Raw genomic sequence first — 20,951 nt, forward strand, 5'->3', positions numbered from 1 at the left:
CTCCTCGCTTCTCGGTTCCGTGGGGGTCTCAGTTCAGCAGAAGACTGAGCCCTCCGACGGTGTAAGTGATCATCAGCACGAGCAGCGGCAATTGTCCGGCGACCGCCTTCGCGGGCGGGAAGAGCCGCACGGACCGGTCGTGGGCCGCGACGACACCGAGGACGTGACCGGTGACGACGGCGATGACCTGGAGGGCGGCGAGGCCGCCGGGACCCAGTGGCGGCACGGGTTCGGGGGCGTTGTCAGTGCCGAGTGCCATGCTCACCGTGCGTGGTCCTTCGACTACCAGGAGGGAGAAGTAGTGGGCGATGAGATAGCCGAGCGCGATCGGTACGAGTGAGTGCGCGAAGGCGGTCAGCGGGCCGGGGTGCGGGCCGCTGACGAGGCGGGTGGCGGCAGCACAGAGGCAGTAGAGGGTGGCGACGAGGGCGATGGAACCGAGGAGTCCGAGTGTGGCCGTGGGGATGCGGCCGAGGGGGGAGGTCTGCAGGACGTTGATCCAGGAGGGGTTGTCGGAGAAGCCGTCGTAGGCGGTCGAGCCGAGCAGGACGCAGACGGTGGCGACGAGTCCGGGCCGCTCGGGTGTCGCGTCGAGTCCGTGGAAGGGGTTACGGAGAACGAGGCGGCCGTCGCTGCGACGGCCGAGGGGGGCGAGCCGGGCCAGGAGGGCGGAGTACGCCTCGAAGGCGTCGCCTCCGTCGAACCAGCGCTCGCCGAAGCGGGCGGCGAGCAGTAGCTGGGCAGTGGCATAGGCGGTGAAGGCGATGAGGAGGGTGGTGGTGGATGCGGGATCGGGAGCGACGAGTTCGAGCCAGGTGAAGCCGAACAGCCCGGCGGCGGCGGGCCATTGGCCGAGCCGGTCGGGAAGGGGGCGGTGGCGGCCGGGGCCGCGGCGGAGCGGGGAGCGGGAGAGCAGGCGGTGCAGGGTGCGGAGCGGGTTGAGCAGGCGCCAGACGGGGCCGAGGAGGAGGGAGGCGGGGACGAGTCCGACCCAGAGGAGGACGTAGACGGCGCCCGGAGCGGGGTTGCGCGCGGGGTCGTCGGGACCGAGGAGGAGGTGGAGCAGGACGGCCGCCGCGGCGGCGAGTCCCAGTCCGCGCAGGGTGGTTCGGACGGCGGGCGCGTCGGCCGCCCGCTGGAGGGCGGCGGGCAGGGCGAGGCCCGAACGCGCTCCGCGGAAGCGGGAGGTGGACCAGAGCAGGCCGAGCGCGAGGAAGGAGACGAACAGCGCGGCGAAGGCACCGGCGAAGGCGTAGAAGGGAGAGATCGGCAGATCGTGCTGGGACCCGATCCCGTGCGCGAGCGAGGTGAGCGGATCGGCCGGGTGAAGGACCACGCCCTGGCCGTGGCCCCCCTCGCCGGCGCCCGGAGCGGGAACCGGCCCGAGCGGGCTCACCGCCCCACCGCCCGGGGCGGCACCTTGCCAGCAACACGGCCCGGCCACCCGGACTCCGCCCCGGCCCCGTCCGACCCGGTCGGGACTCCACCCGGCGGCCCGAACGGGAGGCCGAGCCGCGCGGCCCGGGGCACGGGCCCGGGCTCGGGGCTGAGCTCGGGGTGGTGTGGGCTCATCGGACGAGGAGTTGGGTCAGGACGAGGCCGGACTCGTGGGTCTCGACCTCGAAGAGGCCCGTGCGGTCGGCCGTCAGGATCAGGGTGGCCTCCTGGCCTGCCGGCAGGGTGAGCTCCTTGTCGTAGCCGTGGACGTGCAGGGTGTCCGCGCGGTCGCTCGTGACGCGCAGGGCCACGCGCTCTCCGCGCCGCAGCTCGGTGCGGGCGGGGGCCGGGCTGACCTTGCCGTCCCGGACGGTGATGGTGACCGTGCGGTCGGCCTGCTCCGGCGCCGGGCTCCCGCTCGGCGGCGGGGTGTCCCCGTGGCTGTGTCCACCCGGCTGCCCCGGGGCGGTGGCGGTGGCGGTGAGCCGGGCCGTGCCCTCGACCGGCTTGCCCGAGACCGCCCAGGCGGTGTGGTCGTCCGCGTAGAGGCGGACGGTCAGGGTGTGAGCACCCTCGGGGACCTGTGCCGCGGGCAGGTGGAACCAAGGGCCGTACAGCCGTGCCAGCTTGCGCCCGTCGAGCTCCAGGTGGGCGTGGCCGACGCCCGGGAGGGCGGCGCCGCCGGTGCTGTCCGGGGTGAAGCGGTAGTTCGTCACGGCCAGTTGGAGGTTCCAGCCGTCCTCCGAGTCCGGGCGGACGGTCAGCTGGACCTCCGGCGCGCCCTGGGCCGGGACCTCGCGGAGCCGGTGGCCGGTGGCGTCGGTGGCCTCGAGCAGGGTGCCCACGCCGCCCGAGGCCTGCTCGTGGCTGGTGCCGGGCTTGTGGTGGGTGGTGGCCCGCCCGCCGCAGCCCGTCGCCGCGCCGCCCGCGAGGAGCAGGGCGAGGGCGAGCAGGGCCGCGGCGCGGGCGGTCCGGGGGAGCCTGCGGGCTCCACGGGGATGCGGCGTGGCGCAGGCGTCGCACCGGGTGTCGTCGTCGGGCCGGTCGGTCACGGCTGGCCTCCTGGGGTCGGGGCGGCCTGGGCGGGGGTCACGGCGCGGGGTCCGGGGTCGTCGGGGCCGCCGGGGGCTCGGGGGCGGCCGCGCTCAGCGCCGGGGCGGGGCCGGCGGGGACCGGGGCGCGGTCGCCCGCGGGGTCGTCGCCCGGGCCCGACGGGCGGGCCGGGGTGCCGGGGCGGGCCGAGGCCACCACCGCCCACAGGACCCAGATCACGGCGACCAGGGCCCGTACCCAGGCGGGGCTCAGCGGGGTCCAGGGGATCATCAGGACGGCCTTGTCGAAGGCGTCCAGCAGGGTGAGCCCGGCCAGCAGCAGGGTCAGGCGGGCCAGCCAGGGGCGGCCGGGGCGCAGGACCAGGCCCGCGCCCGTCCACCACAGGCCGAGCAGGAGGAGGGCGAGCGCCGGGACGAAGGTGGCGGTCAGGGGCATGGTGGAGCCGGCCACGTCCAGGACCAGACCCGCCAGCCCGGCCAGCGTGGCGGCCGTGCCCAGCCGGGAGCCGCGCAGGCGGCGCCACCACAGGACGCCGCCGACGAGCAGCAGCACCGCGGCCACGGCCAGCGCGAGCTGGGTCTCCACCCGCTCCAGTCCGCGCGCGCCGTACCAGTCGCAGCCTGCCGGGAGTTTGCGCGCCTGGACGTTGTAGTCCGCGCAGACGAGGAGTTGGGCCAGCTTGACGGGTTCGCCGACGAGGCGGGCCGAGGCGCCCGAGACCTCGCCCCGGCGGTCACCGCACTGCGGGACCGCACCGGGGGTGGAGCCGTCGGGTCCGTCCTGCCAGCAGTTTCCGCGTCCCTGGCCGTCCCACCACACGTCCATGCCGTTGGGGCGGGCGGCGCCGGACTTGTCCTTGCCCATGACGTTCCCGGCGTACCGGTTGTGGTGGGAGGTGTCGGTCTGCTTCGACCACGCCTCCTCACCGCGGATGAAGGCGGGGACGGCGCTGAGGAAGAAGCCCGCGCGCCGGTGCCCGTACACCCAGTTGTTCTCGTAGAGGTTCCAGTTGCCGCCCGCGGTGATGATGCCGGTGCCCGGCGGCATGGAGATCTGCGGGCAGACCACGCCCCGCTCGTAGCCGCGCTCGATCGGCGGTTTGGCGCAGGTGCCGTCGGCGACGTACCCGTAGTAGTCCTGGTTGTTGTCGTGGATCAGGTTCCGCTCGAACTTGGCGTGGTTCTGCGGGAGTCCGGGGTGGCCGGGGAAGGCGCTGTCCATCGAGGCGCCGCCCATGTTCTGGTCGAACTCGTTGTCGTGCACCCACACCGAGTCGCCGGCGGTGCCGGAGTATCCGACCATGTTGTGGTGGCTGCGGCAGCCGGTGATCTCGATGGAGTAGCGGGGGACCTCGTAGCCGCGGCCGTCGTTGATGTTCGAGGCGCTGCCCGGGTAGATGCCGGAGTCGCCGTTCCCGTACGACTCGCAGTTCTTGTAGAGCCCGTGGTCGCTGGCGAAGGTCAGGAATCCGTACTCGTCGTTCCAGCGGGTCAGTACGTCGTCGATGACGAAGCCGTCGCCCGCGAGGACGTACAGCGAGTTGAAGGTGGTGCGCTGGGCGGTGAAGTTGCGGAAGTAGATCCCGTTGGACTTGTCCGCGCGGATGGCGTTCAGCTTCTGGTACTTGGCGTCGACGACCACGTCGAGCCGTGACGCGCCCGTGCCCTCGATCTGCAGGTTCGTCTTGCCGAGGATGGCGACGAGGTTCTGGTTGTGCCGGCACTGCACCTGCTGCTCGTACGACAGGATCTGGTACCCGAGCGCGGACTGGGGGGCCTTGAGCGCGGCGCACTCCCCCGTCGGCGTGGGGAGCGAGGGCTCCTCCTCGTAGAGGCCGGGGAGGATCGCGATGTTCATCCCGGGCCGGTCGACGGCGTCGACGGCCTGCTGCAGGTGCCGGTAGCCGCTCTTCTCGCACCGCTCGTACAGGGCGAGGTTGCGCTGCCTGAGCTCTTCGGGGAAGGCGGATATCCGGCGCTCGAAGGCGGGCCGGTCGGTTTTGCAGACGATGAGGTCGGGCTCCGCCGTGCGGTACTCGGGTACCGATCCGGAGCCGTCCGGGAGGGTGATCGGGCGCTCCTCGTGCGCGCTGGCGGCGGGCGCGGCGACGAGGAGGGACAGGAGGGCGAGGAGGGCGGCGAGGAGCGCCGCCGGCACGGCAGGGAACCTGCGGGTCCACGACATGCGCGTGAGAGTAGAGCAATGTTCATCTTTTGGGACCCCCCTCGACCGGATTCGCGCCCCCGGCCCCCGTCGCCCTCTCCCCCATTTCCGGCCTTTCCCGGCGATCTCCGGACCGAGCGCAGTCCTGCCGTTGACGTGCGGGCCACGGAATCCTACTGTCGACCATAGGATTCCTTCGACGGAGCGGGAGCAGCACATGAGCGAGCAGGCCAGGAAGACGGCAGAGGCACTGGAGTACCTCACCGGCTTCGGCAACGAGCACAGCTCGGAGGCCGTCCCCGGCGCACTGCCGATCGGCCGGAACTCGCCCCAGCGCGCACCCCTCGGCCTCTACGCCGAGCAGCTCAGCGGCAGCGCCTTCACCGAGCCGCGCACCCACAACCGCCGCTCCTGGCTCTACCGGATCCGCCCCTCGGCCGCGCACCCGCCCTTCACCCGCATCGACAACGGAGCCCTGCGCTCCGCGCCCTTCACCGAGTCCGTCGCGGACCCGAACCGGCTCCGCTGGAACCCGCTGCCCGACCCGGCCCCCGGCACCGACTTCCTCGCCGGCCTGTGGACCCTCGGCGGCAACGGCGACGCCGCCCAGCGCGCCGGCATGGCCATCCACCTCTACGCGGCCAACGCCGACATGACCGACCGGGTGTTCAGCGACTCCGACGGCGAGCTGCTCATCGTTCCCGAGCGCGGCGGGCTGCTCCTGCGCACCGAGCTGGGCCTGATCGCCGCCCGCCCGGGCGACATGGCCCTGATCCCCCGCGGTGTCCGCTTCCGCGTCGAGCTGCTCGACGCCGACGCCCGCGGCTACGTCTGCGAGAACTACGGCCAGCCCTTCGAGCTGCCGAACCTGGGCCCGATCGGCGCCAACGGCCTCGCCGCCGCGCGGGACTTCCAGGCTCCCGTCGCCGCGTACGAGGACACCGAGCGCCCGACGGAGGTGATCAACAAGTTCTGCGGCAACCTCTGGTCCGCCACCTACGACCACTCCCCGCTCGACGTCGTCGCCTGGCACGGCAGCCACGTCCCGTACGTGTACGACATGCGCCGCTTCAACGTCCTGGGCTCGATCAGCTACGACCACCCCGACCCGTCGATCTTCACCGTCCTGACCTCTCCCTCCGACACTCCGGGGCTGGCGGGCGTGGACTTCGTGGTCTTCGCCCCGCGCTGGCTGGTCGGCGAGGACACCTTCCGCCCGCCCTACTTCCACCGCAACGTGATGAGCGAGTACATGGGCCTCATCGAGGGGGCTTACGACGCCAAGGCCGAAGGCTTCGTCCCCGGCGGCGGCTCGCTCCACAACATGATGTCCGCGCACGGCCCCGACCACGAGACCTTCGAGCGGGCGAGCGCGGCCGAGCTGAAGCCGCAGAAGATCGACGACGGCCTGGCCTTCATGTTCGAAACCCGCTGGCCGATCACCGCCACCGCGCAGGCGGCCGGCGCCGATCACCTCCAGCGCGGCTACGACGACGTGTGGCAGGGTCTGCAGCGCCACTTCCGCGCCTGACCTGCACTGCATACGCTGCATGCGCCGTACCCTGCATGCGCCGCACCTCCCCCCTGTCCAGCCTTCGGAGAACCACCCGTGACCGCCTTCGCCCCCGACTCGCTGGTACTGAACCGGAAGCTGCCGCTCTGGTACCAGGTGTCGCAGTCACTGCGCGCCTCGATACTGGGGCGCACCCCGGACGCCTCGCTGCGCCTGCCCACCGAGGAGCAGCTGGCCGGGCACTACGGGGTGAGCGTGCTGACCATGCGGCAGGCGCTCAAGGAGCTGGAGGGCGAGGGGCTGATCAGCCGGCACCGGCGGCGCGGCACCTTCATCGAGCCGGGCGCGCTGCGCAGCACCCCGGTCCGGCTGCTGGGCTCGGTCGACGCGATCGTGGCCCAGCAGTCGGGCGACCGCACGACGATCCTCGGGCACGGCCGCACGGCCGTGTCCGGGGAGCTGCTGGAGCACTTCCCGGGCACGGCCGAGGTGGTCACCTACCGCCGCCTGCGCCACGACCGGGAGAGCGGCGAGCCGACCAACTGGGCGGAGAACGCCGTCCTCCCGGAGTTCGCCGAGGCGGTGGATCTCGCCGATCTCGAACGCTGGCCGATGACGAAGGTCCTGCGGGACATCGTGGGGGTCCGCATCAGCCGGATCACGGACACGGTGGAGGCGCGGCTGGCCGACCCGGAGACGGCCGAGCTGCTCCAGGTACCGCTGCTGAGCCCGATCCTGCACTACACGGGCGTCACCTACGACGAGGACGGCCGGGTGGTGGACGTGGCCCGGATCCGCTATCGGGGCGACCGGTTCTCCTTCACCGTGACGGTCGACGCGCACTGACGGCCCCCGTGACGGTCGACGCGCACCGACCATGCCCGTGACGGCCCGCCGCCCGCCTTCCGGCGGCGCGCGCCTACTTCTCGTCGTCCTCCCTGGTGCGTTCCCCCTCCGCCTGGGACGGCGTGGTCCGCATCGTCTGGGGGTGCCGCTGCTTGCGCTGGGCCTCGTCCATGTCCTCGTCGAGGCGCTCGCCCTCGGCCTGTGACGGGGTCGTGTATTCGTCGTACTGGCTCATGACCGCCTCCCCGGTCGATACCGTACGTATGGGTATATAAGGAGCCTAGCTCTTCGGCCTGGACGCAGCCCGGCCATCGGATGCCGTCGCTACCATCGGCGGCGTGAGCGAAGACGTACCGCTGCTCGACGATCTGATGCCCTGGTCCGTGGGCGGCCTGCGCCTGGGCCGGGACTGGGTGGCCGCACCCGATCCGGCGGCCCTGCGCGCCCGCTGGGCCGCCCTGACCGGCTCCGAAGGTGCCGAGCGGGAGCGGCTGTTCCGTCCGAGCCGCAGCCGCGGGCCCGATGCCGGGGCGGCCGCCCTGCCGGGGCAGCGCTCGGCCGCCACGGCCCGTTTCGCCGACGTCCCGGGCCCCTGCCCCGACCCGGTACGGGTGCTCCGCGAGCCCTTCGACGAGCAGTGGCTGCTGCCCGACCAGCGGCTCATCGACGCGGCCCGCCCCGAGCTCTGGCGGGTACGGGACGAGCACCAGCTGTTCCTCGCCCTGACCCCGGATCCCCTGGTCACCGCGCACCTCCCGGTGGGCCGGCTCGGCCGGATCCGCCCCCTGCACCGGCGCCCCGGTGGCGCCGAGCCGAACCTCGCCCCCGGTCTGCTGCCCCTGCTCGGTGCGCGCCTCGGCGGCGACGTCACCCCCGAGGACGTCCTGGGCTGGATCCTCGTGGCCGGCCGGGCGGGCCCGCGCGGGTACGAGGTCCCGCTCGCCGCCGATCCCGGGCGCTGGCGGGCCGGCCTGGAGCTGGGGCACCGGCTGCTGGGCGTGCAGCTGCGCGGCGCCCGCGGCGGCGAGCCGCCCCGGCTGCCCGGCGGACGCCGCCCGTACGTCCGCTCGGCGGTCGCGGGCTGGCCGCGCGAGCTCGCGTACGACGCCGAGAGCGAGACGCTGGGCCTCGGGAGCGGGACGGTCTCCCCCGTTCCGGCCGGGGCCTGGGAGTACGAGGCGCAGGGTGTGCGGGTGCTCCCGGCCTGGTTCGCCGCCCGCACCGCACACCGTGGTCCGGACGCCGAGGGCCTGGCCGCGCTGGGGCCGGCCGAGTGGCCGCAGCGCTGGACCTCGGAGCTGCTGTCGCTGGTGACCACGCTGGCGCTGCTGGCCGAACTGACCCCGGAGCGCGCCGCGTTCGAACCCGGGCCGGGGCTGTCGGCCGAGGAGCTGCGCACGGCCGGGGTGCTGCCCCCGCCGGCCTGGTCCCGGCGCCCGGCTTCGGTGCTGGACCACCAGGAGGAGGGCCCGGGAGGGCAGTTCGCCCTCCTCTGAGCAGGACCGGGTGGAGCAGCCCATCCGAAAGAGACGGCCTACGCCCCCCAGGCCCCCAGCAGCCGGGACACCGTACGGTCGAAGACCTCGGCCATGTCGAGTTCGGCGCCCGGGACCGGGCCGCCGCCACCGAGGGCCGCCGCCAGCCGCGGATACTCCCCGGTGGCCAGCCGGGAGCCGAGCCAGGCCGTCCGTACGCGCTGCTCCTCCGCCTCGCCCCAGGGCAGCGACCGGGCCCTTTCGGCCAGCGCCAGCTCACTGGCCACGTAGGTGGCGACGGTCCCGTTGACGGCGGCGACGAGCTCCAGCTTCTCGCCGTCCGGCGCGTCGAGCGGCGCCAGGCATTCCAGGCTGTACTCCAGGTAGCGCAGGGCGTTCGGGCCGAAGCCGTAGACGGGGCTCAGCAGGCGCGGCAGCCAGGGATGGCGGTGCATCAGGGCACGTGTCCCGCGGGCGAGCACGAGCAGGTCGGCCCGCCAGTCGCCGGTCGGCGCGGGGAACTCGTACTCCCCGCTGACCGCGTCGACCATCAGCTCGTACAGGTCCTCCTTGCGCGGCACGTAGTTGTAGAGGGACATCGTCCCCGCGCCGATCCCGGCCGCCACGCGCCGCATGGAGACGGCCTCGATCCCCTCCTCGTCGGCGATCCGCACCGCCTCGGACGCGATGGACTCGCGGCTGTGCGCGGGCCTGGGGCCGCGGCCGGCCCGCTGGGGGCGGGACCAGATCACTTCGGGTTCAGCGGGTCGCCCGCCGGCTGTCATGGCTCAGATCACCTCGTCGTCTCCCCACCATCTTAGTTACGTACACCGTACGCAGTGAGGTACGGTGGCACACATGACTACTACGTACGCTGTACTTAGTGAGGGTCTGGAGAAGAGCTACGGGGAGGTCCACGCCCTGCGCGGCCTCGACCTCGCCGTCCCCGAGGGCACGGTCTGCGGCCTCCTCGGCCCCAACGGCGCGGGAAAGACCACCGCCGTCCGGATCCTCACCACGCTCACCGCACCCACTGGCGGCCGCGCCCTCGTCGCCGGTCACGACATCGCCCGGGATCCCGCGGCCGTACGCCGCGCCATCGGCGTCACCGGCCAGTACGCTTCCGTCGACGGGGATCTGACGGGCCGTGAGAACCTCCGGCTCTTCGCCCGGCTGGCCGGACTGCGCGGCCGCGCGGGCCGGGCCCGCGCGGACGAGCTGCTGGAGCGCTTCGGACTCGGCGAGGCCGCCGACCGGGTGTCCGCCACCTGGTCCGGCGGCATGAAGCGGCGTCTGGACCTGGCCGCCGGCCTGGTCACCCGGCCCCGGGTGCTGTTCCTCGACGAGCCGACCACCGGCCTGGACCCGGCGGCCCGCGAGCAGATCTGGACGGCGGTGCGGGAACTCGCCGAGAAGGGCTCCGAGGGCACGACGGTCCTGCTCACCACCCAGTACCTGGAGGAAGCCGACCGGCTGGCCGACGAGATCGCGGTCGTCGACCGGGGCCGGGTCGCCGCCACCGGCACCCCGGCCCGGCTGAAGGCCCGGATCGGCGCCCGCGCCGAGGTCACCGTCGCGGAGCCCGGGGCGCTCACCCGCGCCGCCGCCGTGCTCGACCGGCTCACCGGCGGCCGGCCCGTGCTCGACGAGGAGCGGCTGGCCGTCGGGGTCACCGTCCTCGACGGCGCCCTCACCCTGCCGCGGATCATCCGGGAACTCGACACCGCCGGAGTCCCGGTCACGGACGCGACCCTGCGCCCGCCCACCCTCGACGAGGTGTTCCTGCGCCTCACCCGGGCCCACGGCACCGCCGTCGCGGCCGCCACCGCCGATCAGGAGTACGCCGCATGAGCACCCTGCTGTCCGACGGCGGAGCCGTCCTCACCCGTCAGCTCCAGAAGGCGCGGCACGCCCCGGCGCTGCTGGTCCTCACCCAGACGATGCCGATCACCATGCTGCTGTTCTTCGGCTACGTCTTCGGCAGCGCGCTCGCCATGCCGGGCGCGGAGTACCGGGAGTTCCTGGTCCCCGGACTGCTCGCGGCCACCGCCGCGAACGGCCTGATGACGGGCATGTTCACGGCCGCCCAGGACGCCCACCGCGGGGTGATGGACCGTTTCCGGACCCTGCCGATGAGCCGCACCGCCGTACCGCTCGGACAGACGGCCGCCGACCTGCTGACCACCGGCGTGTCCATGGTGCCGCTGATGTTGGTGGGGATGGCGATGGGCTGGCGCATCGAGAACGGCTTGCCCGGTGCGCTGGGGGCCCTCGGCGTGCTGCTGCTGTTCCGCTTCGCCACCGCGTGGGTGGGCACGTACCTCGGCCTGCTGAGCAGCAGCGAGGAGGCGGCCGGCCAGCTCGGCAGCGCCACCTTCGTCCTGCCGATGCTCTCCAGCGCGTACCTGCCGACCGCGGGGCTGCCCGGGTGGCTGCGCGCGGTCGCCGAGTGGAACCCGATCAGCGCCGTCGCCACCGCCGTGCGCACGCTGTGCGGGAACGCCGGGGGCGAGGCCGCGGCGGGCGCCGCGTGGCCCGCCGCCCATCCCGTGGCGGGGGCGCTGCTGTGGTCGGGGCTGCTGCTCGCGCTGTTCGTGCCGCTGGCGACCCGCAGGTTCGCGCGCGGCCGGTAGTGACAGCGGCCCGTCCGACCAGGTAGGCAGGGCCCATGGCTACCGAACCGCTCCCCCTGGACGGCATCACCGTCGTCGCCGTCGAACAGGCCGTCTCGGCCCCCTTCGCCACCCGTCAGCTCGCGGACCTGGGCGCCAGGGTGATCAAGGTGGAACGCCCCGACGGCGGCGACTTCGCCCGCGCCTACGACACGGCCGCGCACGGACTCGCCTCGCACTTCGTGTGGGCCAACCGGGGCAAGGAGTCGATCGCGCTCGACCTGAAGGACCCGCGCGGCCGGGAGGTCCTGCACGCGCTGCTGGCCGGGGCCGACGTCTTCGTGCAGAACCTCGCGCAGGGGGCCGCGGCCCGGCTGGGGCTCGACTCGGCCGCGCTGTGCGCGCGTTACCCCCGGCTGGTCGCCGTGGACGTCTCCGGCTACGGCCCGGAGGGCCCGTACGCCCACAAGCGCGCCTACGACATGCTCGTCCAGTGCGAGGCGGGCCTGGTGTCGGTGACCGGCACCCCGGAGCGGCCCGTCAAGGCGGGCATCCCGGCGGCGGACATCGCGGCGGCCATGTACGCCTTCTCGGGCGTCCTGGCCGCTCTGCTGCGCCGCGGGACCACCGGGCGCGGGGGCCGGGTGGAGGTGTCCATGCTGGACGCGCTCGCCGAGTGGATGGGCCACCCGCTGCACCACACGATGCACGGCGGGGAGCAGCCCGTACGAACCGGCCTCGCGCACGCGGTGATCGCGCCCTACGACGCCTACCCGACGGCCGACGGCGACCGGGTGCTGCTGTCGGTGCAGAACGACCGCGAGTGGCGGCGGCTGGCCGAACAGGTCCTGGAACGGCCCGACCTGGCCGGGGACCCGGCGTACGCGACGAACGCGGCGCGCACCGCGAACCGGGAGAAGACCGACGCGGTGGTGGCACAGGCGCTGGGCCGGCTCGGCGCGGACGAGGCGATCGGGCGGCTGGAGGCGGCGGGCATCGCGTGCGCGCGGCTGAACTCGGTGGCCCAGCTGGCCGGGCATCCGCAACTCGCGGCCCGGGACCGCTGGCGGGAGGTGGATTCACCGGTCGGTCCGCTGCGGGCCTTGCTGCCGCCGATCGGACTGCCAGGCGGCGCGGCACCGCACATGGGTGCGGTGCCCGCGCTGGGCGAGCACACCGACCCTCTGCTGCGCGCCCTGGGGATGGTGGACGCACAGATCTCGGAACTGCGCCGGGACGGTGTGATCGGGTAGGGCCGGGGAGCCGGTGGCCCGGGGGCCGACGGCTGCGGTACGGGGAAGGTTACGAGCGGCGGCTGCCGAAGAGCGTGCGACGCAGACGGCGCAGCGGCGCGAAGAGCGAGACGCGCGCGCTCCGGCTCCGCAGACGGTGCGTGTGGTCGCGGGAGGTGAGCTCGCGCATCAGCAGCGTCGCCTCGGCGGCCTCCCGGTGCGGGACGGCGGGACCGCCCAGCACGGCGAGGTGGCGGTCGAGGCGCGAACTGGTCGCACTGCTGCCGCAGGTGATGGCAGGCACGCGAGGCGGCCTGCTGCGCATTGCTATCTGTTCCATGATCTCTCCCCACCCGTACGAGGGCACCCGGCCCGGGCAGGTTAACCCTATCGCCCCCGCGTCGCCCCCGGGTATCCCGGTGGTGTGAATTACCCCTGCGGCGACGGGGAGTTGACGATTACTCAACGGAGTCGCCGATTACTCTCCGCACAGACGTCACGCTGCGGAAGGCCTCTGCACCAGTCCCGTCACGACAGGAGCCACATGGCTCGCACTGCGCTAACTTGGAGTGATCGCCCGATGACAGGCGGGCGCACGGGAGCACACTCGGGGGCGCGCGTGAGTGACCAATCGAACTCCGGTCGTGTCGTGTCGGGCCGCTACCGGCTGCTCGAACCGATCGGCCGGGGCGGGATGGGCATCGTGTGGCGGGCCCGCGACGAGGTACTCGCCCGCGAGGTCGCCGTCAAGGAGGTGCGGGCGCCGGCCGGACTGGAACCCGCCGAACTGGAGCGGCTGTACCGGCGGCTGGAGCGGGAGGCCTGGGCCGCGGCCCGGGTCTCGCACCGCGGGGTCGTCACCGTCTACGACGTGGCCTCCGAGGGCGGGCGCCCCTGGATCGTGATGGAGCTGGTGCGCGGGCTCTCGCTGGCGGAGGTACTGGAGGCCGAGGGGCCGATGGCCCCTCAGCGGGCCGCGCACATCGGGGAACAGGTACTCGCCGCGCTGCGCTGCGCGCACGACTCGGGGGTGCTGCACCGGGACGTGAAGCCGGGCAACGTCCTGATCGCCAACGACGGCCGGGTGGTGCTCGGCGACTTCGGGATCGCGACCCTGGAGGGCTCCTCGGCGATCACCATGACGGGCGAGGTGGTCGGCTCACCCGAATTCCTGGCACCGGAGCGGGCGTCGGGGCGCGATCCGGGACCCGCGTCGGACCTGTGGGCGCTCGGCGTCATGCTCTACGCCGCCGTCGAGGGGGTCTCGCCCTTCCGGCGGGCCACCGCACTGGACACCCTGCGGGCCGTGGTGGACGCGGAGTTGCCGCCGCCGCGCCGGGCCGGTGCGCTGCAGCCCGTACTGGAGGGGCTGCTGCGCAAGGACCCGGCCGAGCGGCTGCCCGCGGCGGAGGCGGCCCGGATGCTGCGCGTGGTGGGCGCGGGCGGGACCGTACGGGACCCCGGCGGACCGGCGTCGGGGCCGGACGCGCAGACGACCGCGGCGGCGCACCACGGACAGGGGGCGGGCGAGCCGTACGCGGCGGCGCGCACGGCGCCGTACGGGACACCGCCGCCACGGCCCGCGTCCGGGCCCGGTCCCGGACCGGGGCCCGGGGCGCACGAGGGCCGCGCCGGGCTGCTGCTGACGGCCGGGATCGTGCTGATGCTGCTGGCCCTGGTCGCGGTGGGGTGGCTGCTGGTCAGGGACCGTGCGGACACGGGCGGGAAGGACGGCGGGAACAGCGGTGCGCCGACCGGCTCGGCCACCACCGCCCGGGGCGTCACCACTCCCCCTTCGACGGCTCCGTCGGCCCCGGCGTCGGGGTCCGCCCCGGCCGCTCCGGGGCAGCACGTCTCGGTGTACGTGGACGCGGTGCGCTCCTCCTACACCGGCAGCTGCCCGCCGCCCGCCGGGTCCGCGCCCGCCTTCACGGCCACCGTCGAGGTGGAGCGCACCCCGGTAGTACTGGAGTACCGCTGGGCCACGCGGAGCGGGCGGACGTCCGGCCCCGACTGGCGCTCCGTCACGTACGAGGAGGGCGGGCCGAGGAGCCGGCGGCTGGAGCACACGGAGCTCACCCACGAACCGGACGGGGTCTTCGAGGACGCGGTCCGGCTGGAGGTGCGGGGACCGGCCGAGGTGGCCACCCAGTGGGTGGCCACCTCGGTGACGTGCCGGAAGGAGACCCCGACGAGCGGGGCCCCCTCCCCCGGACCGAGTCCGTCACCGGCCTCGCCGACGGCGAGTGCGCCGACGGGTCCCGCGAGTCCGGTGAGTCCGGTGAGTCCCGCGACCGGCGAGCCGGAGCGGGCCGATCAGGCGGCGTTCGTGAGGACCGGCAGGTAGCCGCCGGACTGTCCGGCCGCGGTCGGGTGGTACGACTCGCCGATGTTGAGCCAGTTGACGCTGTGCAGCCACGCGCTGCCGGAGCAGATCTCGTGACCCGTGAAGGCACCGGCGACCGAGGCGAAGGTGAAGCCGTGGTTGGCGGCGCGTTTGGCGATGGCGGCGTTGAGGTAGTCGGCGGCGCCGTTGATGGCGGCCCGTTCGCCCTCGGTCAGGCCGGTCGTGCAGGTGCCGTTCAGCTTGTAGAAGCGGGGGTAGCCGAGGACGACGACGTGCGCGCCGGGCGAGCGGCTGTCGATGGCGTTGTAGACCTGGTCGAGTTGACCTGGGAGGGTGGAGTCGACGTAGGCCTTGGCCTGGTTCACGCGGCTGACGCAGGTGGATTCGGCCTGGAGGACGCAGGTCGTCATGACGTCGGAGAATCCGGCGTCGTTGCCTCCGATGGTGATGCTGACCAGGTCGGTACCGGAGTTGAGCGGGGCGAGCTGGTTCGCGAGGACATCACCCGTACGAGCGCCCGAGCAGGCGGTGAAGGAGAAGGTCTGGGGGGAATGGGCGGCGGCCCACAGGGCCGGATAGGCGCGGTTGGTGCGCTTGCAGTTGCCGCTCGCGCCGTCGTAGTTGCCGGCGCCGACGCCGGAGGAGTACGAGTCGCCGAGGGCGACGTAGCCGAAGTCGGCCCGGGCGGTGGCGGCCGCCTGGCCCGCGCCGAACAGGGTGGCGCCCGCGGCGAGTAGGAGGGAGGAGGTCAGGGCAGCGAAGCGCGACAGTTTCAAGCTCATGTGTGCGGCTCCTTGTGGGGGTTACTCCTGAGTCCGTGGTACAAGCAGCCGAGGATGGCTGGAAGTGTCCATGCCAAGAAGGTTCGGGGAAGAGTTGCGACCCGAACCTTCACTCCGATGGCGTTTGAAGAGGGCACCCGGGCCACCCGATCCGGCGAAACACGGGTGCACGAGGCCACCGCGTGCCGGATCATGGGCGCCATGTCAGCCAACCCGCAGGACGCGCTGCCGATCCGGCTCAACGTCGACGACAGCGACTCACCGTCGGACGTCGTCGACGCGCTCTTCCTCGGCCGGTTCGCGTCGGGCGAGCAGCCGTACTCGCACAGCGTGTCGATCGAGCGGGTCAAGGCGGAGGCCACCCTCCTGCCGCCGGAGGCCACGGTGTTGCGCTCGGCGCGCGACAGCGACCGCAGCGCCACCCTCGCCGAGGGCGAGGGCTGGACCATGCTCGTCTCGCGCTGGAGCCGGGGCGCGGACGTCACCGTGACGGCGGTGAGCGACGAACTCGCCGCCGGCGTGCTCGGCAGGGCCACGGAGGGCGTGCAGGACGAGCCCGAACCGCAGCCCGAGAACGTCACGATGGGCTTCTGGTACGTCTCCCCGCGCCGCGGCCCGTACCGGACGACCCGCCAGATCGCGGCCGGGACCTGGGCGGAGGTGCGCCCCAACTACACCGCGCCGGTGGCCGGAGCGATGGACCGGCTGATGAAGGTGACCCCGGACGACATCGCGGGCCGGCTGCTGCTGCTGCACGGACCGCCCGGCACCGGCAAGACCTCCGCGCTGCGCACGCTGGCCCGGTCCTGGCGGGACTGGTGCCAGGTGGACTGCGTGCTGGACCCGGAGCGGCTGTTCAACGACGTCGGCTACCTAATGGACATCGCGATCGGCGAGGACGAGGGCACGGCGAAGGGCCGCTGGCGGCTGCTGCTGCTGGAGGACTGCGACGAGCTGATCCGGGGCGAGGCCCGCCACACCGCCGGGCAGGCGCTGTCCCGGCTGCTGAACCTGACGGACGGACTGCTGGGGCAGGGCCGCAACGTCCTGGTGGGAGTCACCACCAACGAGGACCTGGAACGGCTCCACCCGGCGGTGGTCCGTCCGGGGCGCTGCCTGGCGCGCATCGAGGTCGGCCGGCTGACGCACCGGGAGGCGGTGGACTGGCTGGGCACGGACGAGGGCGTATCCCGAGAGGGCGCCAGCCTGGCGGAGCTGTTCGCCCTGCGCCGCGGCACGGGCCCGGCGTCGATCCTGCCACCGCAGCCGCACAGCTCGGAGGCGGGGCTGTACCTCTAGCCTCCGGCGGGGCCCAATTCAGCCCCGCCGGCGTTTGAGGCGCGGGCGCGGAGCGCCGTAGGGGGTCCGGGGGCGGAGCCCCCGGAGCCCGGCCGCGGGGGCGGCTACTTCGCGGCGTACCTGGCCCGGAGGGCGTCCGTGGCGGCGGCGAGGGCTTCGGCCTGCGTCAGACCGAGGCGGTGGACCCGGTCCGCGTACGCCTGCGCGGCGGACGCCGCCTCCCGGGACACCGCGTCCCCGGCGGCCGCGATGAAGGTCCCGTTCCGGCCCCGCGTCTCGATCACGGCGTCCGCCTCCAGCGCCCGGTACGCCTTCGCGACCGTGTTGGCGGCCAGCCCCAGCTCCTCCGCGAGGCCCCGTACCGTCGGCAGCTTGAAGCCCGCCGGGAGTTTCCCCGACCGGGCCCGGTCGGCGATCTGCGCGCGCAGCTGTTCGTACGGGGCGGCCGACCCGGCCGAGCCGTCGATGGTGATCTTCAGGTTCGTCGAGGTCACGCGGGTGATTGTCCCCCATCGGCGGTTAATTGGGAGGCGCCCGCCGCGAAGGCGCACGTAGCGTCTGCCCCATGACCGTAACGATCCGCGACATCCGCGCCGGCGATCCCTCGGACGCGGAGTCCGTCGCACGGGTACGCCGCGCCGCCCTGCCGTTCCTGATCGTCACCGCCGAGAGCGTGGCCTCCGAGCTCGCCGGCGCCCACCCGGCGAAGCACCACCGGATCCTCGTCACCGAGACCCCGGACGGCCGGATCATCGGCGCGGCCCAGGTCGGCATCGCGCACGACAGCCCCGAGCCCGGCCAGTCCTACGTGAACGCCTACGTCGACCCCGCCCACCGCGGCCTCGGCGCCGGTGCCCTCCTGCTGCGCACCGCCGAGGAGCACCTCTCCGCGCGCGGCGCGGTGGACGTGTACGCCTGGGTGCTCGACGAGCCCGCCCCGCGCGCCTTCGCCGAGCGGCACGGGTACCGCCCCAGCCGGTCTGCGCACTTCCTGCGCCTGGACCTGGCCGCGGCCACCCTGCCCGAGCTCCCGCGGGACCTTCCGCCCGGGGTCGAACTGCGCCCCGGCTCCGCCTTCGCCGCCGACCCGCGGCCGCTGTTCGAGGCCGACGCCGAGGCGACCTCCGACGAACCGGGCGACGTGCCGGTGGAGTTCGACGACTACGAGGACTGGCTCGCGCACACCTGGAACAGCCCGACCCTCGACAAGGAGCTGACCACCGTCGCCGTGGTCGACGGCGTCGTGGCCTCCTTCGCCGCGGCGCAGACCGACGGCGCCACCCGCTACGGCTCGGCGATGACCGGCACCCTGCGCGCCTTCCGCGGCCGGGGGCTGGCCAAGCTCGCCAAGACGGCCTCCCTGCACCGGGCCCGGGCGGCCGGGTACACCGAGGCCTTCACCGGGAACGACGCGGGCAACGGCCCGATGCTCGCCATCAACGAGTGGTTCGGTTACGAGATCTGCGCGTCCGAGAAGCGCTACACGAAGAGGCTGGAGACACTGTGACCGCACAGCTGACCGTCGTCCTGACCAAGGCCGGACGGACCAAGATCCGCTACCCGGCGGCGCAGGTCTCGGACGACGGCGACCGGATCTCCGTGCGCGCCCCCTGGGCGGCGGAGGGCGTGCGGGACTTCGGCTTCGTGCGCTTCGAGCCGGGCGACGTGTTCGTCGAGCACTTCTGGCGGACCCGCTGGTACGCGGTCAAGGAGGTGTGGACCGCGGGCGGTGTCCTCAAGGGCTGGTACTGCGACGTCACGCGCCCGGCCGTGGTGCGGAGCGGGGAGATCCTCGTGGACGACCTGGACCTCGACCTGTGGGTCTCGGCGGACGGGAGCTCCGTGCTGCGCCTGGACGAGGACGAGTTCGCCGGGAGCGGGCTCACCGCGACCGACCCGGAGGCCGCGGCCCAGGCCGTACGGGCCCTCGACGCGCTGGACGAGCAGGCCCGGTCCGCGGCCGGCCTGTCCGCGCTCCTCCCCTAGGAGCCGGGGCGGGGCGGGGGCGGGGCGCGCGGCGGCCCTCCCGTGGGGAGCCGGGAGGGCGCCGGGCCCGGGATGGTCCGGAGCCACACCATACGCACGGGCCCCAGTGGCCCGATAGGCATATGACAGGGGAGATTCCGGATCCCCGAACCCCTGGTCCCGCCACCCGCATCCCCCTGTCTCCGACCTCCGATCTCCGAGGAACCGAGCGTGCCCGTCCACACCGCCACCCCGCTCGCCGAGTCGATCCCCACGCCCGAGAGGGTCTGGTACGCCTCCTACGGATCCAACATGCACATGGACCGCCTCGCCGCGTACCTCGCCGGAGGGACCCCGCCGGGCGCGGCACGCACGTACCCGGGCTGCCGGGACCACAGGGCGCCCGAGCGCTCGATCCCGGTCGAGCTGGCAGGCCGCCTGTACTTCGCCACGGAGTCCCCGGTGTGGACGGGGGGCCGGGCGTTCTACGACCCCACGGCTCCCGGGCGTACGCGCGGCCGGGCGCACCTGGTGACGGTGGGTCAGATGTCCGACATCGCCGCACAGGAGATGTACGAGGAGCCGGGGACGGACCTGGACCTGACGGCGGCCCTGCGGGACGGTCGTGACGAGCTGGGCCCGGGTCGGTACCAGACCCTGATCTGCCCGGGCACGATCGAGGGCATCCCCATGCTGACCTTCACCGCGCCGTGGAGCCTGCGGGACGTCGAGGTGCTCAACCCGTCCGGCGCGTACCTGCGCTACCTGGCCGCCGGGCTCCTGGAGTCCGGCCCCTGGGAGGAGCAGGACATCGCCGGCTACCTCGCGGCCTGCCCCGGCGCCGCCGGCAACTGGACGGCCGCACAGGTGAGGGCCCTGCTTACGGCCGGCCCCGGCCGGTGACGCCCTGCCGGGCCCGCTTCCTGAGGCGGCGCTTGTCCCCGGGTTAAGAGGACCCTAAGGATCCGTTCCGGGCGGCCCGAGGCGGCGAAAGGCGTGGTCGGGGCGGCTAGCTTGGCCGGGCCAGGACAGGAAGGGCCCGCTGTCGCGCCGAGCCCGATTCCGCCGGCACGCCCTGCCTTGCGCCCGAAGGAGACCACCCATGCCCGCACGCCGCCGCACCGCCGTCACACTGACCCGCATCGCCTCCACCGGCCTGGCCCCGCTCGCGCTGGCCGCGTACGCGGCGGCTCCGGCGGTCGCCCACGGTTCGATGACGGACCCGGTCAGCCGGGTGGCCGCGTGCTACGCCGAAGGGCCCGAGTCCCCGAAGTCGGCGGCGTGCAAGGCGGCGGTCGCAGCCGCCGGGACGCAGCCGTTCTACGACTGGAACGCGGTGAACATCGCCAACGCGGCCGGCAACCACCGGTCGTTGATCCCGAACGGGCAGCTCTGCTCGGCCGGCAACGACAAGTACCGGGGACTGGACCTGGCCCGTGCCGACTGGCCGGCCGGCCCGATGACCGCCGGCGCGCACACCTTCCGCTACAAGGGCACCGCCCCGCACAAGGGCTCCTTCGAGCTGTACGTCACGAAGGACGGCTACGACCCGACCAAGCCCCTGGCCTGGTCCGACCTGGAGCCCACACCGTTCGCGAAGGTCACCGACCCGGGCATGCAGAACGGCGACTACGTCTTCTCCGGGACCGTCCCGAACAAGTCGGGCCGCCACCTGATCTACAGCATCTGGCAGCGCTCAGACAGCCCGGAGGCCTTCTACACCTGCTCGGACGTGGTCTTCGGCAAGGACAACGGCGGCAACGGCGGCGGCTCCGGTACCGCTCCGACCACCGGGACGGGTACCAAGCCGAGCGGCAAGCCCGGCGGCAGGCCGAGCGACAAGCCGTCCGACAAGCCGGCGGACAAGCCCTCGGCCCCGACCGACCAGCAGATCTCCGACGGCGCCGGCAAGTCCACGGTGGAGCACAACGGCCACGGAGACAACGACCCGAAGACGAACGGCGCGAAGGATTCCGCCGCCGTCCCGCTCGCGGCCGGCTCCTCCTCGCCGGCCACGGCCAAGGACAACCTCGCGGAGACGGGCGGCAACAGCGCCACCCCGACGATCGCGATCGCCGGGGCCGCCGCCCTGGCCGTCGGCGCGGCCGCGCTGTTCGCGGCCGCCCGCCGCCGTACCGCGCGTACGATGACGGGCCGCCACGGCCGCTAGGCCGTCTCTTTCGGATCTTGTCGGCCCGGCAAGATCCGAAAGAGACGACCTGGGCCC

The 20,951-nt window shown here is 73.7% G+C and carries 20 protein-coding genes; 12 read left to right on the plus strand and 8 right to left on the minus strand.

Going from position 1 to position 20,951, the window contains the following annotated elements:
- Positions 1–28: 28 nt before the first annotated feature.
- The 3 genes from ACXNSR_RS09275 to ACXNSR_RS09285 all read right to left on the minus strand — a co-directional run bounded on the left by ACXNSR_RS09275 (position 29) and on the right by ACXNSR_RS09285 (position 4,674).
- Positions 29–1,336, minus strand: a complete 1,308-nt coding sequence (locus ACXNSR_RS09275) for a hypothetical protein (protein WP_458643237.1) — start codon at positions 1,334–1,336, stop codon at positions 29–31.
- Positions 1,337–1,568: 232 nt separating this feature from the next.
- Positions 1,569–2,390: a cupredoxin domain-containing protein gene (locus ACXNSR_RS09280; protein WP_458643238.1), complete on the minus strand. Its 822-nt coding sequence runs from the start codon at positions 2,388–2,390 to the stop codon at positions 1,569–1,571.
- A gap of 136 nt (positions 2,391–2,526) precedes the next feature.
- Positions 2,527–4,674, minus strand: coding sequence for a right-handed parallel beta-helix repeat-containing protein (locus ACXNSR_RS09285; RefSeq protein ID WP_458641633.1), 2,148 nt, complete (start codon positions 4,672–4,674; stop codon positions 2,527–2,529).
- Positions 4,675–4,870: 196 nt separating this feature from the next.
- On the opposite strand from ACXNSR_RS09285, the gene hmgA reads away from it, so the two are divergent.
- Together hmgA and ACXNSR_RS09295 are read left to right on the plus strand one after the other, a co-directional pair.
- Entirely contained in the window at positions 4,871–6,184 is a 1,314-nt protein-coding gene (gene hmgA, locus ACXNSR_RS09290) for a homogentisate 1,2-dioxygenase (RefSeq protein ID WP_458641634.1), read from the plus strand.
- 78 nt (positions 6,185–6,262) lie between these two features.
- Positions 6,263–7,012 carry a GntR family transcriptional regulator gene (locus ACXNSR_RS09295; protein ID WP_030723202.1) on the plus strand — a complete coding sequence of 250 codons (750 nt, stop codon included), beginning with the start codon at positions 6,263–6,265 and terminating at the stop codon, positions 7,010–7,012.
- A 73-nt stretch (positions 7,013–7,085) separates the two neighbouring features.
- Here ACXNSR_RS09295 and ACXNSR_RS09300 read toward each other — a convergent pair whose 3' ends face one another.
- Positions 7,086–7,247 (minus strand): hypothetical protein, encoded by a 162-nt coding sequence (locus ACXNSR_RS09300; RefSeq protein WP_189739804.1) that lies wholly within the window; start codon positions 7,245–7,247, stop codon positions 7,086–7,088.
- A 136-nt stretch (positions 7,248–7,383) separates the two neighbouring features.
- Between ACXNSR_RS09300 and ACXNSR_RS09305 the strand changes: the two genes are divergently transcribed.
- Complete coding sequence (locus ACXNSR_RS09305; protein ID WP_458643239.1) at positions 7,384–8,508, plus strand: type ISP restriction/modification enzyme; 1,125 nt, start codon at positions 7,384–7,386, stop codon at positions 8,506–8,508.
- Between the two features lie 38 nt (positions 8,509–8,546).
- Here the strand turns inward: ACXNSR_RS09305 and ACXNSR_RS09310 are convergent, their stop codons facing one another.
- Positions 8,547–9,272 (minus strand): TetR/AcrR family transcriptional regulator, encoded by a 726-nt coding sequence (locus ACXNSR_RS09310; RefSeq protein ID WP_458641635.1) that lies wholly within the window; start codon positions 9,270–9,272, stop codon positions 8,547–8,549.
- 73 nt (positions 9,273–9,345) lie between these two features.
- Here ACXNSR_RS09310 and ACXNSR_RS09315 point away from each other — a divergent pair, with 73 nt between their 5' ends.
- The 3 genes from ACXNSR_RS09315 to ACXNSR_RS09325 are packed head-to-tail and all read left to right on the plus strand — an operon-like array spanning position 9,346 to position 12,352.
- Positions 9,346–10,338, plus strand: a complete 993-nt coding sequence (locus ACXNSR_RS09315; protein ID WP_458641636.1) for an ATP-binding cassette domain-containing protein — start codon at positions 9,346–9,348, stop codon at positions 10,336–10,338.
- Positions 10,335–11,120, plus strand: coding sequence for an ABC transporter permease (locus ACXNSR_RS09320; protein ID WP_458641637.1), 786 nt, complete (start codon positions 10,335–10,337; stop codon positions 11,118–11,120). The genes ACXNSR_RS09315 and ACXNSR_RS09320 overlap by 4 nt, the downstream gene beginning before the upstream one ends.
- Before the next feature lie 35 nt (positions 11,121–11,155).
- Positions 11,156–12,352: a CaiB/BaiF CoA transferase family protein gene (locus ACXNSR_RS09325; protein WP_458641638.1), complete on the plus strand. Its 1,197-nt coding sequence runs from the start codon at positions 11,156–11,158 to the stop codon at positions 12,350–12,352.
- Positions 12,353–12,401: 49 nt separating this feature from the next.
- Here ACXNSR_RS09325 and ACXNSR_RS09330 read toward each other — a convergent pair whose 3' ends face one another.
- Positions 12,402–12,671, minus strand: a complete 270-nt coding sequence (locus tag ACXNSR_RS09330) for a hypothetical protein (RefSeq protein ID WP_172671376.1) — start codon at positions 12,669–12,671, stop codon at positions 12,402–12,404.
- Between the two features lie 279 nt (positions 12,672–12,950).
- On the opposite strand from ACXNSR_RS09330, the gene ACXNSR_RS09335 reads away from it, so the two are divergent.
- Entirely contained in the window at positions 12,951–14,678 is a 1,728-nt protein-coding gene (locus ACXNSR_RS09335) for a serine/threonine-protein kinase (protein WP_458641639.1), read from the plus strand.
- Here the strand turns inward: ACXNSR_RS09335 and ACXNSR_RS09340 are convergent.
- On the minus strand, positions 14,648–15,454 hold the full coding sequence (locus ACXNSR_RS09340; RefSeq protein ID WP_458643240.1) for an SGNH/GDSL hydrolase family protein: 807 nt from the start codon (positions 15,452–15,454) through the stop codon (positions 14,648–14,650). The two genes, ACXNSR_RS09335 and ACXNSR_RS09340, sit on opposite strands and share 31 nt — an antisense overlap.
- A 207-nt stretch (positions 15,455–15,661) precedes the next feature.
- Between ACXNSR_RS09340 and ACXNSR_RS09345 the strand changes: the two genes are divergently transcribed.
- Positions 15,662–16,759 (plus strand): DUF5925 domain-containing protein, encoded by a 1,098-nt coding sequence (locus tag ACXNSR_RS09345; RefSeq protein WP_458643241.1) that lies wholly within the window; start codon positions 15,662–15,664, stop codon positions 16,757–16,759.
- A gap of 104 nt (positions 16,760–16,863) precedes the next feature.
- On the opposite strand, the gene ACXNSR_RS09350 is transcribed toward ACXNSR_RS09345, so the two are convergent.
- Positions 16,864–17,253, minus strand: coding sequence for a GntR family transcriptional regulator (locus tag ACXNSR_RS09350; RefSeq protein WP_223835693.1), 390 nt, complete (start codon positions 17,251–17,253; stop codon positions 16,864–16,866).
- Between the two features lie 71 nt (positions 17,254–17,324).
- Here ACXNSR_RS09350 and ACXNSR_RS09355 point away from each other — a divergent pair, with 71 nt between their 5' ends.
- From ACXNSR_RS09355 to ACXNSR_RS09370, 4 genes are all read left to right on the plus strand, one after another.
- Entirely contained in the window at positions 17,325–18,266 is a 942-nt protein-coding gene (locus ACXNSR_RS09355) for an N-acetyltransferase family protein (RefSeq protein WP_458641640.1), read from the plus strand.
- The gene (locus tag ACXNSR_RS09360) at positions 18,263–18,745 is read left to right on the plus strand and encodes a DUF402 domain-containing protein (protein WP_458641641.1); all 483 of its coding nucleotides are present in this window, start codon (positions 18,263–18,265) and stop codon (positions 18,743–18,745) included. The genes ACXNSR_RS09355 and ACXNSR_RS09360 overlap by 4 nt, the downstream gene beginning before the upstream one ends.
- A 210-nt stretch (positions 18,746–18,955) precedes the next feature.
- Positions 18,956–19,627 carry a histone deacetylase gene (locus ACXNSR_RS09365; RefSeq protein WP_458641642.1) on the plus strand — a complete coding sequence of 224 codons (672 nt, stop codon included), beginning with the start codon at positions 18,956–18,958 and terminating at the stop codon, positions 19,625–19,627.
- A gap of 199 nt (positions 19,628–19,826) precedes the next feature.
- Entirely contained in the window at positions 19,827–20,894 is a 1,068-nt protein-coding gene (locus ACXNSR_RS09370; RefSeq protein WP_458641643.1) for a lytic polysaccharide monooxygenase auxiliary activity family 9 protein, read from the plus strand.
- Positions 20,895–20,951: the final 57 nt, after the last annotated feature.

It is taken from the genome of Streptomyces sp. NC-S4, assembly GCF_054353315.1.

Coding starts and splice junctions, on each gene's coding strand:
- ACXNSR_RS09285 (WP_458641633.1), bottom strand. CDS start 4,674: ATGTCGTGGACCCGCAGGTTCCCTGCCGTGCCGGCGGCGCTCCTCGCC.
- hmgA (WP_458641634.1), top strand. CDS start 4,871: ATGAGCGAGCAGGCCAGGAAGACGGCAGAGGCACTGGAGTACCTCACC.
- ACXNSR_RS09300 (WP_189739804.1), bottom strand. CDS start 7,247: ATGAGCCAGTACGACGAATACACGACCCCGTCACAGGCCGAGGGCGAG.
- ACXNSR_RS09305 (WP_458643239.1), top strand. CDS start 7,384: ATGCCCTGGTCCGTGGGCGGCCTGCGCCTGGGCCGGGACTGGGTGGCC.
- ACXNSR_RS09310 (WP_458641635.1), bottom strand. CDS start 9,272: ATGACAGCCGGCGGGCGACCCGCTGAACCCGAAGTGATCTGGTCCCGC.
- ACXNSR_RS09315 (WP_458641636.1), top strand. CDS start 9,346: ATGACTACTACGTACGCTGTACTTAGTGAGGGTCTGGAGAAGAGCTAC.
- ACXNSR_RS09320 (WP_458641637.1), top strand. CDS start 10,335: ATGAGCACCCTGCTGTCCGACGGCGGAGCCGTCCTCACCCGTCAGCTC.
- ACXNSR_RS09325 (WP_458641638.1), top strand. CDS start 11,156: ATGGCTACCGAACCGCTCCCCCTGGACGGCATCACCGTCGTCGCCGTC.
- ACXNSR_RS09330 (WP_172671376.1), bottom strand. CDS start 12,671: ATGGAACAGATAGCAATGCGCAGCAGGCCGCCTCGCGTGCCTGCCATC.
- ACXNSR_RS09345 (WP_458643241.1), top strand. CDS start 15,662: ATGTCAGCCAACCCGCAGGACGCGCTGCCGATCCGGCTCAACGTCGAC.
- ACXNSR_RS09355 (WP_458641640.1), top strand. CDS start 17,325: ATGACCGTAACGATCCGCGACATCCGCGCCGGCGATCCCTCGGACGCG.
- ACXNSR_RS09370 (WP_458641643.1), top strand. CDS start 19,827: ATGCCCGCACGCCGCCGCACCGCCGTCACACTGACCCGCATCGCCTCC.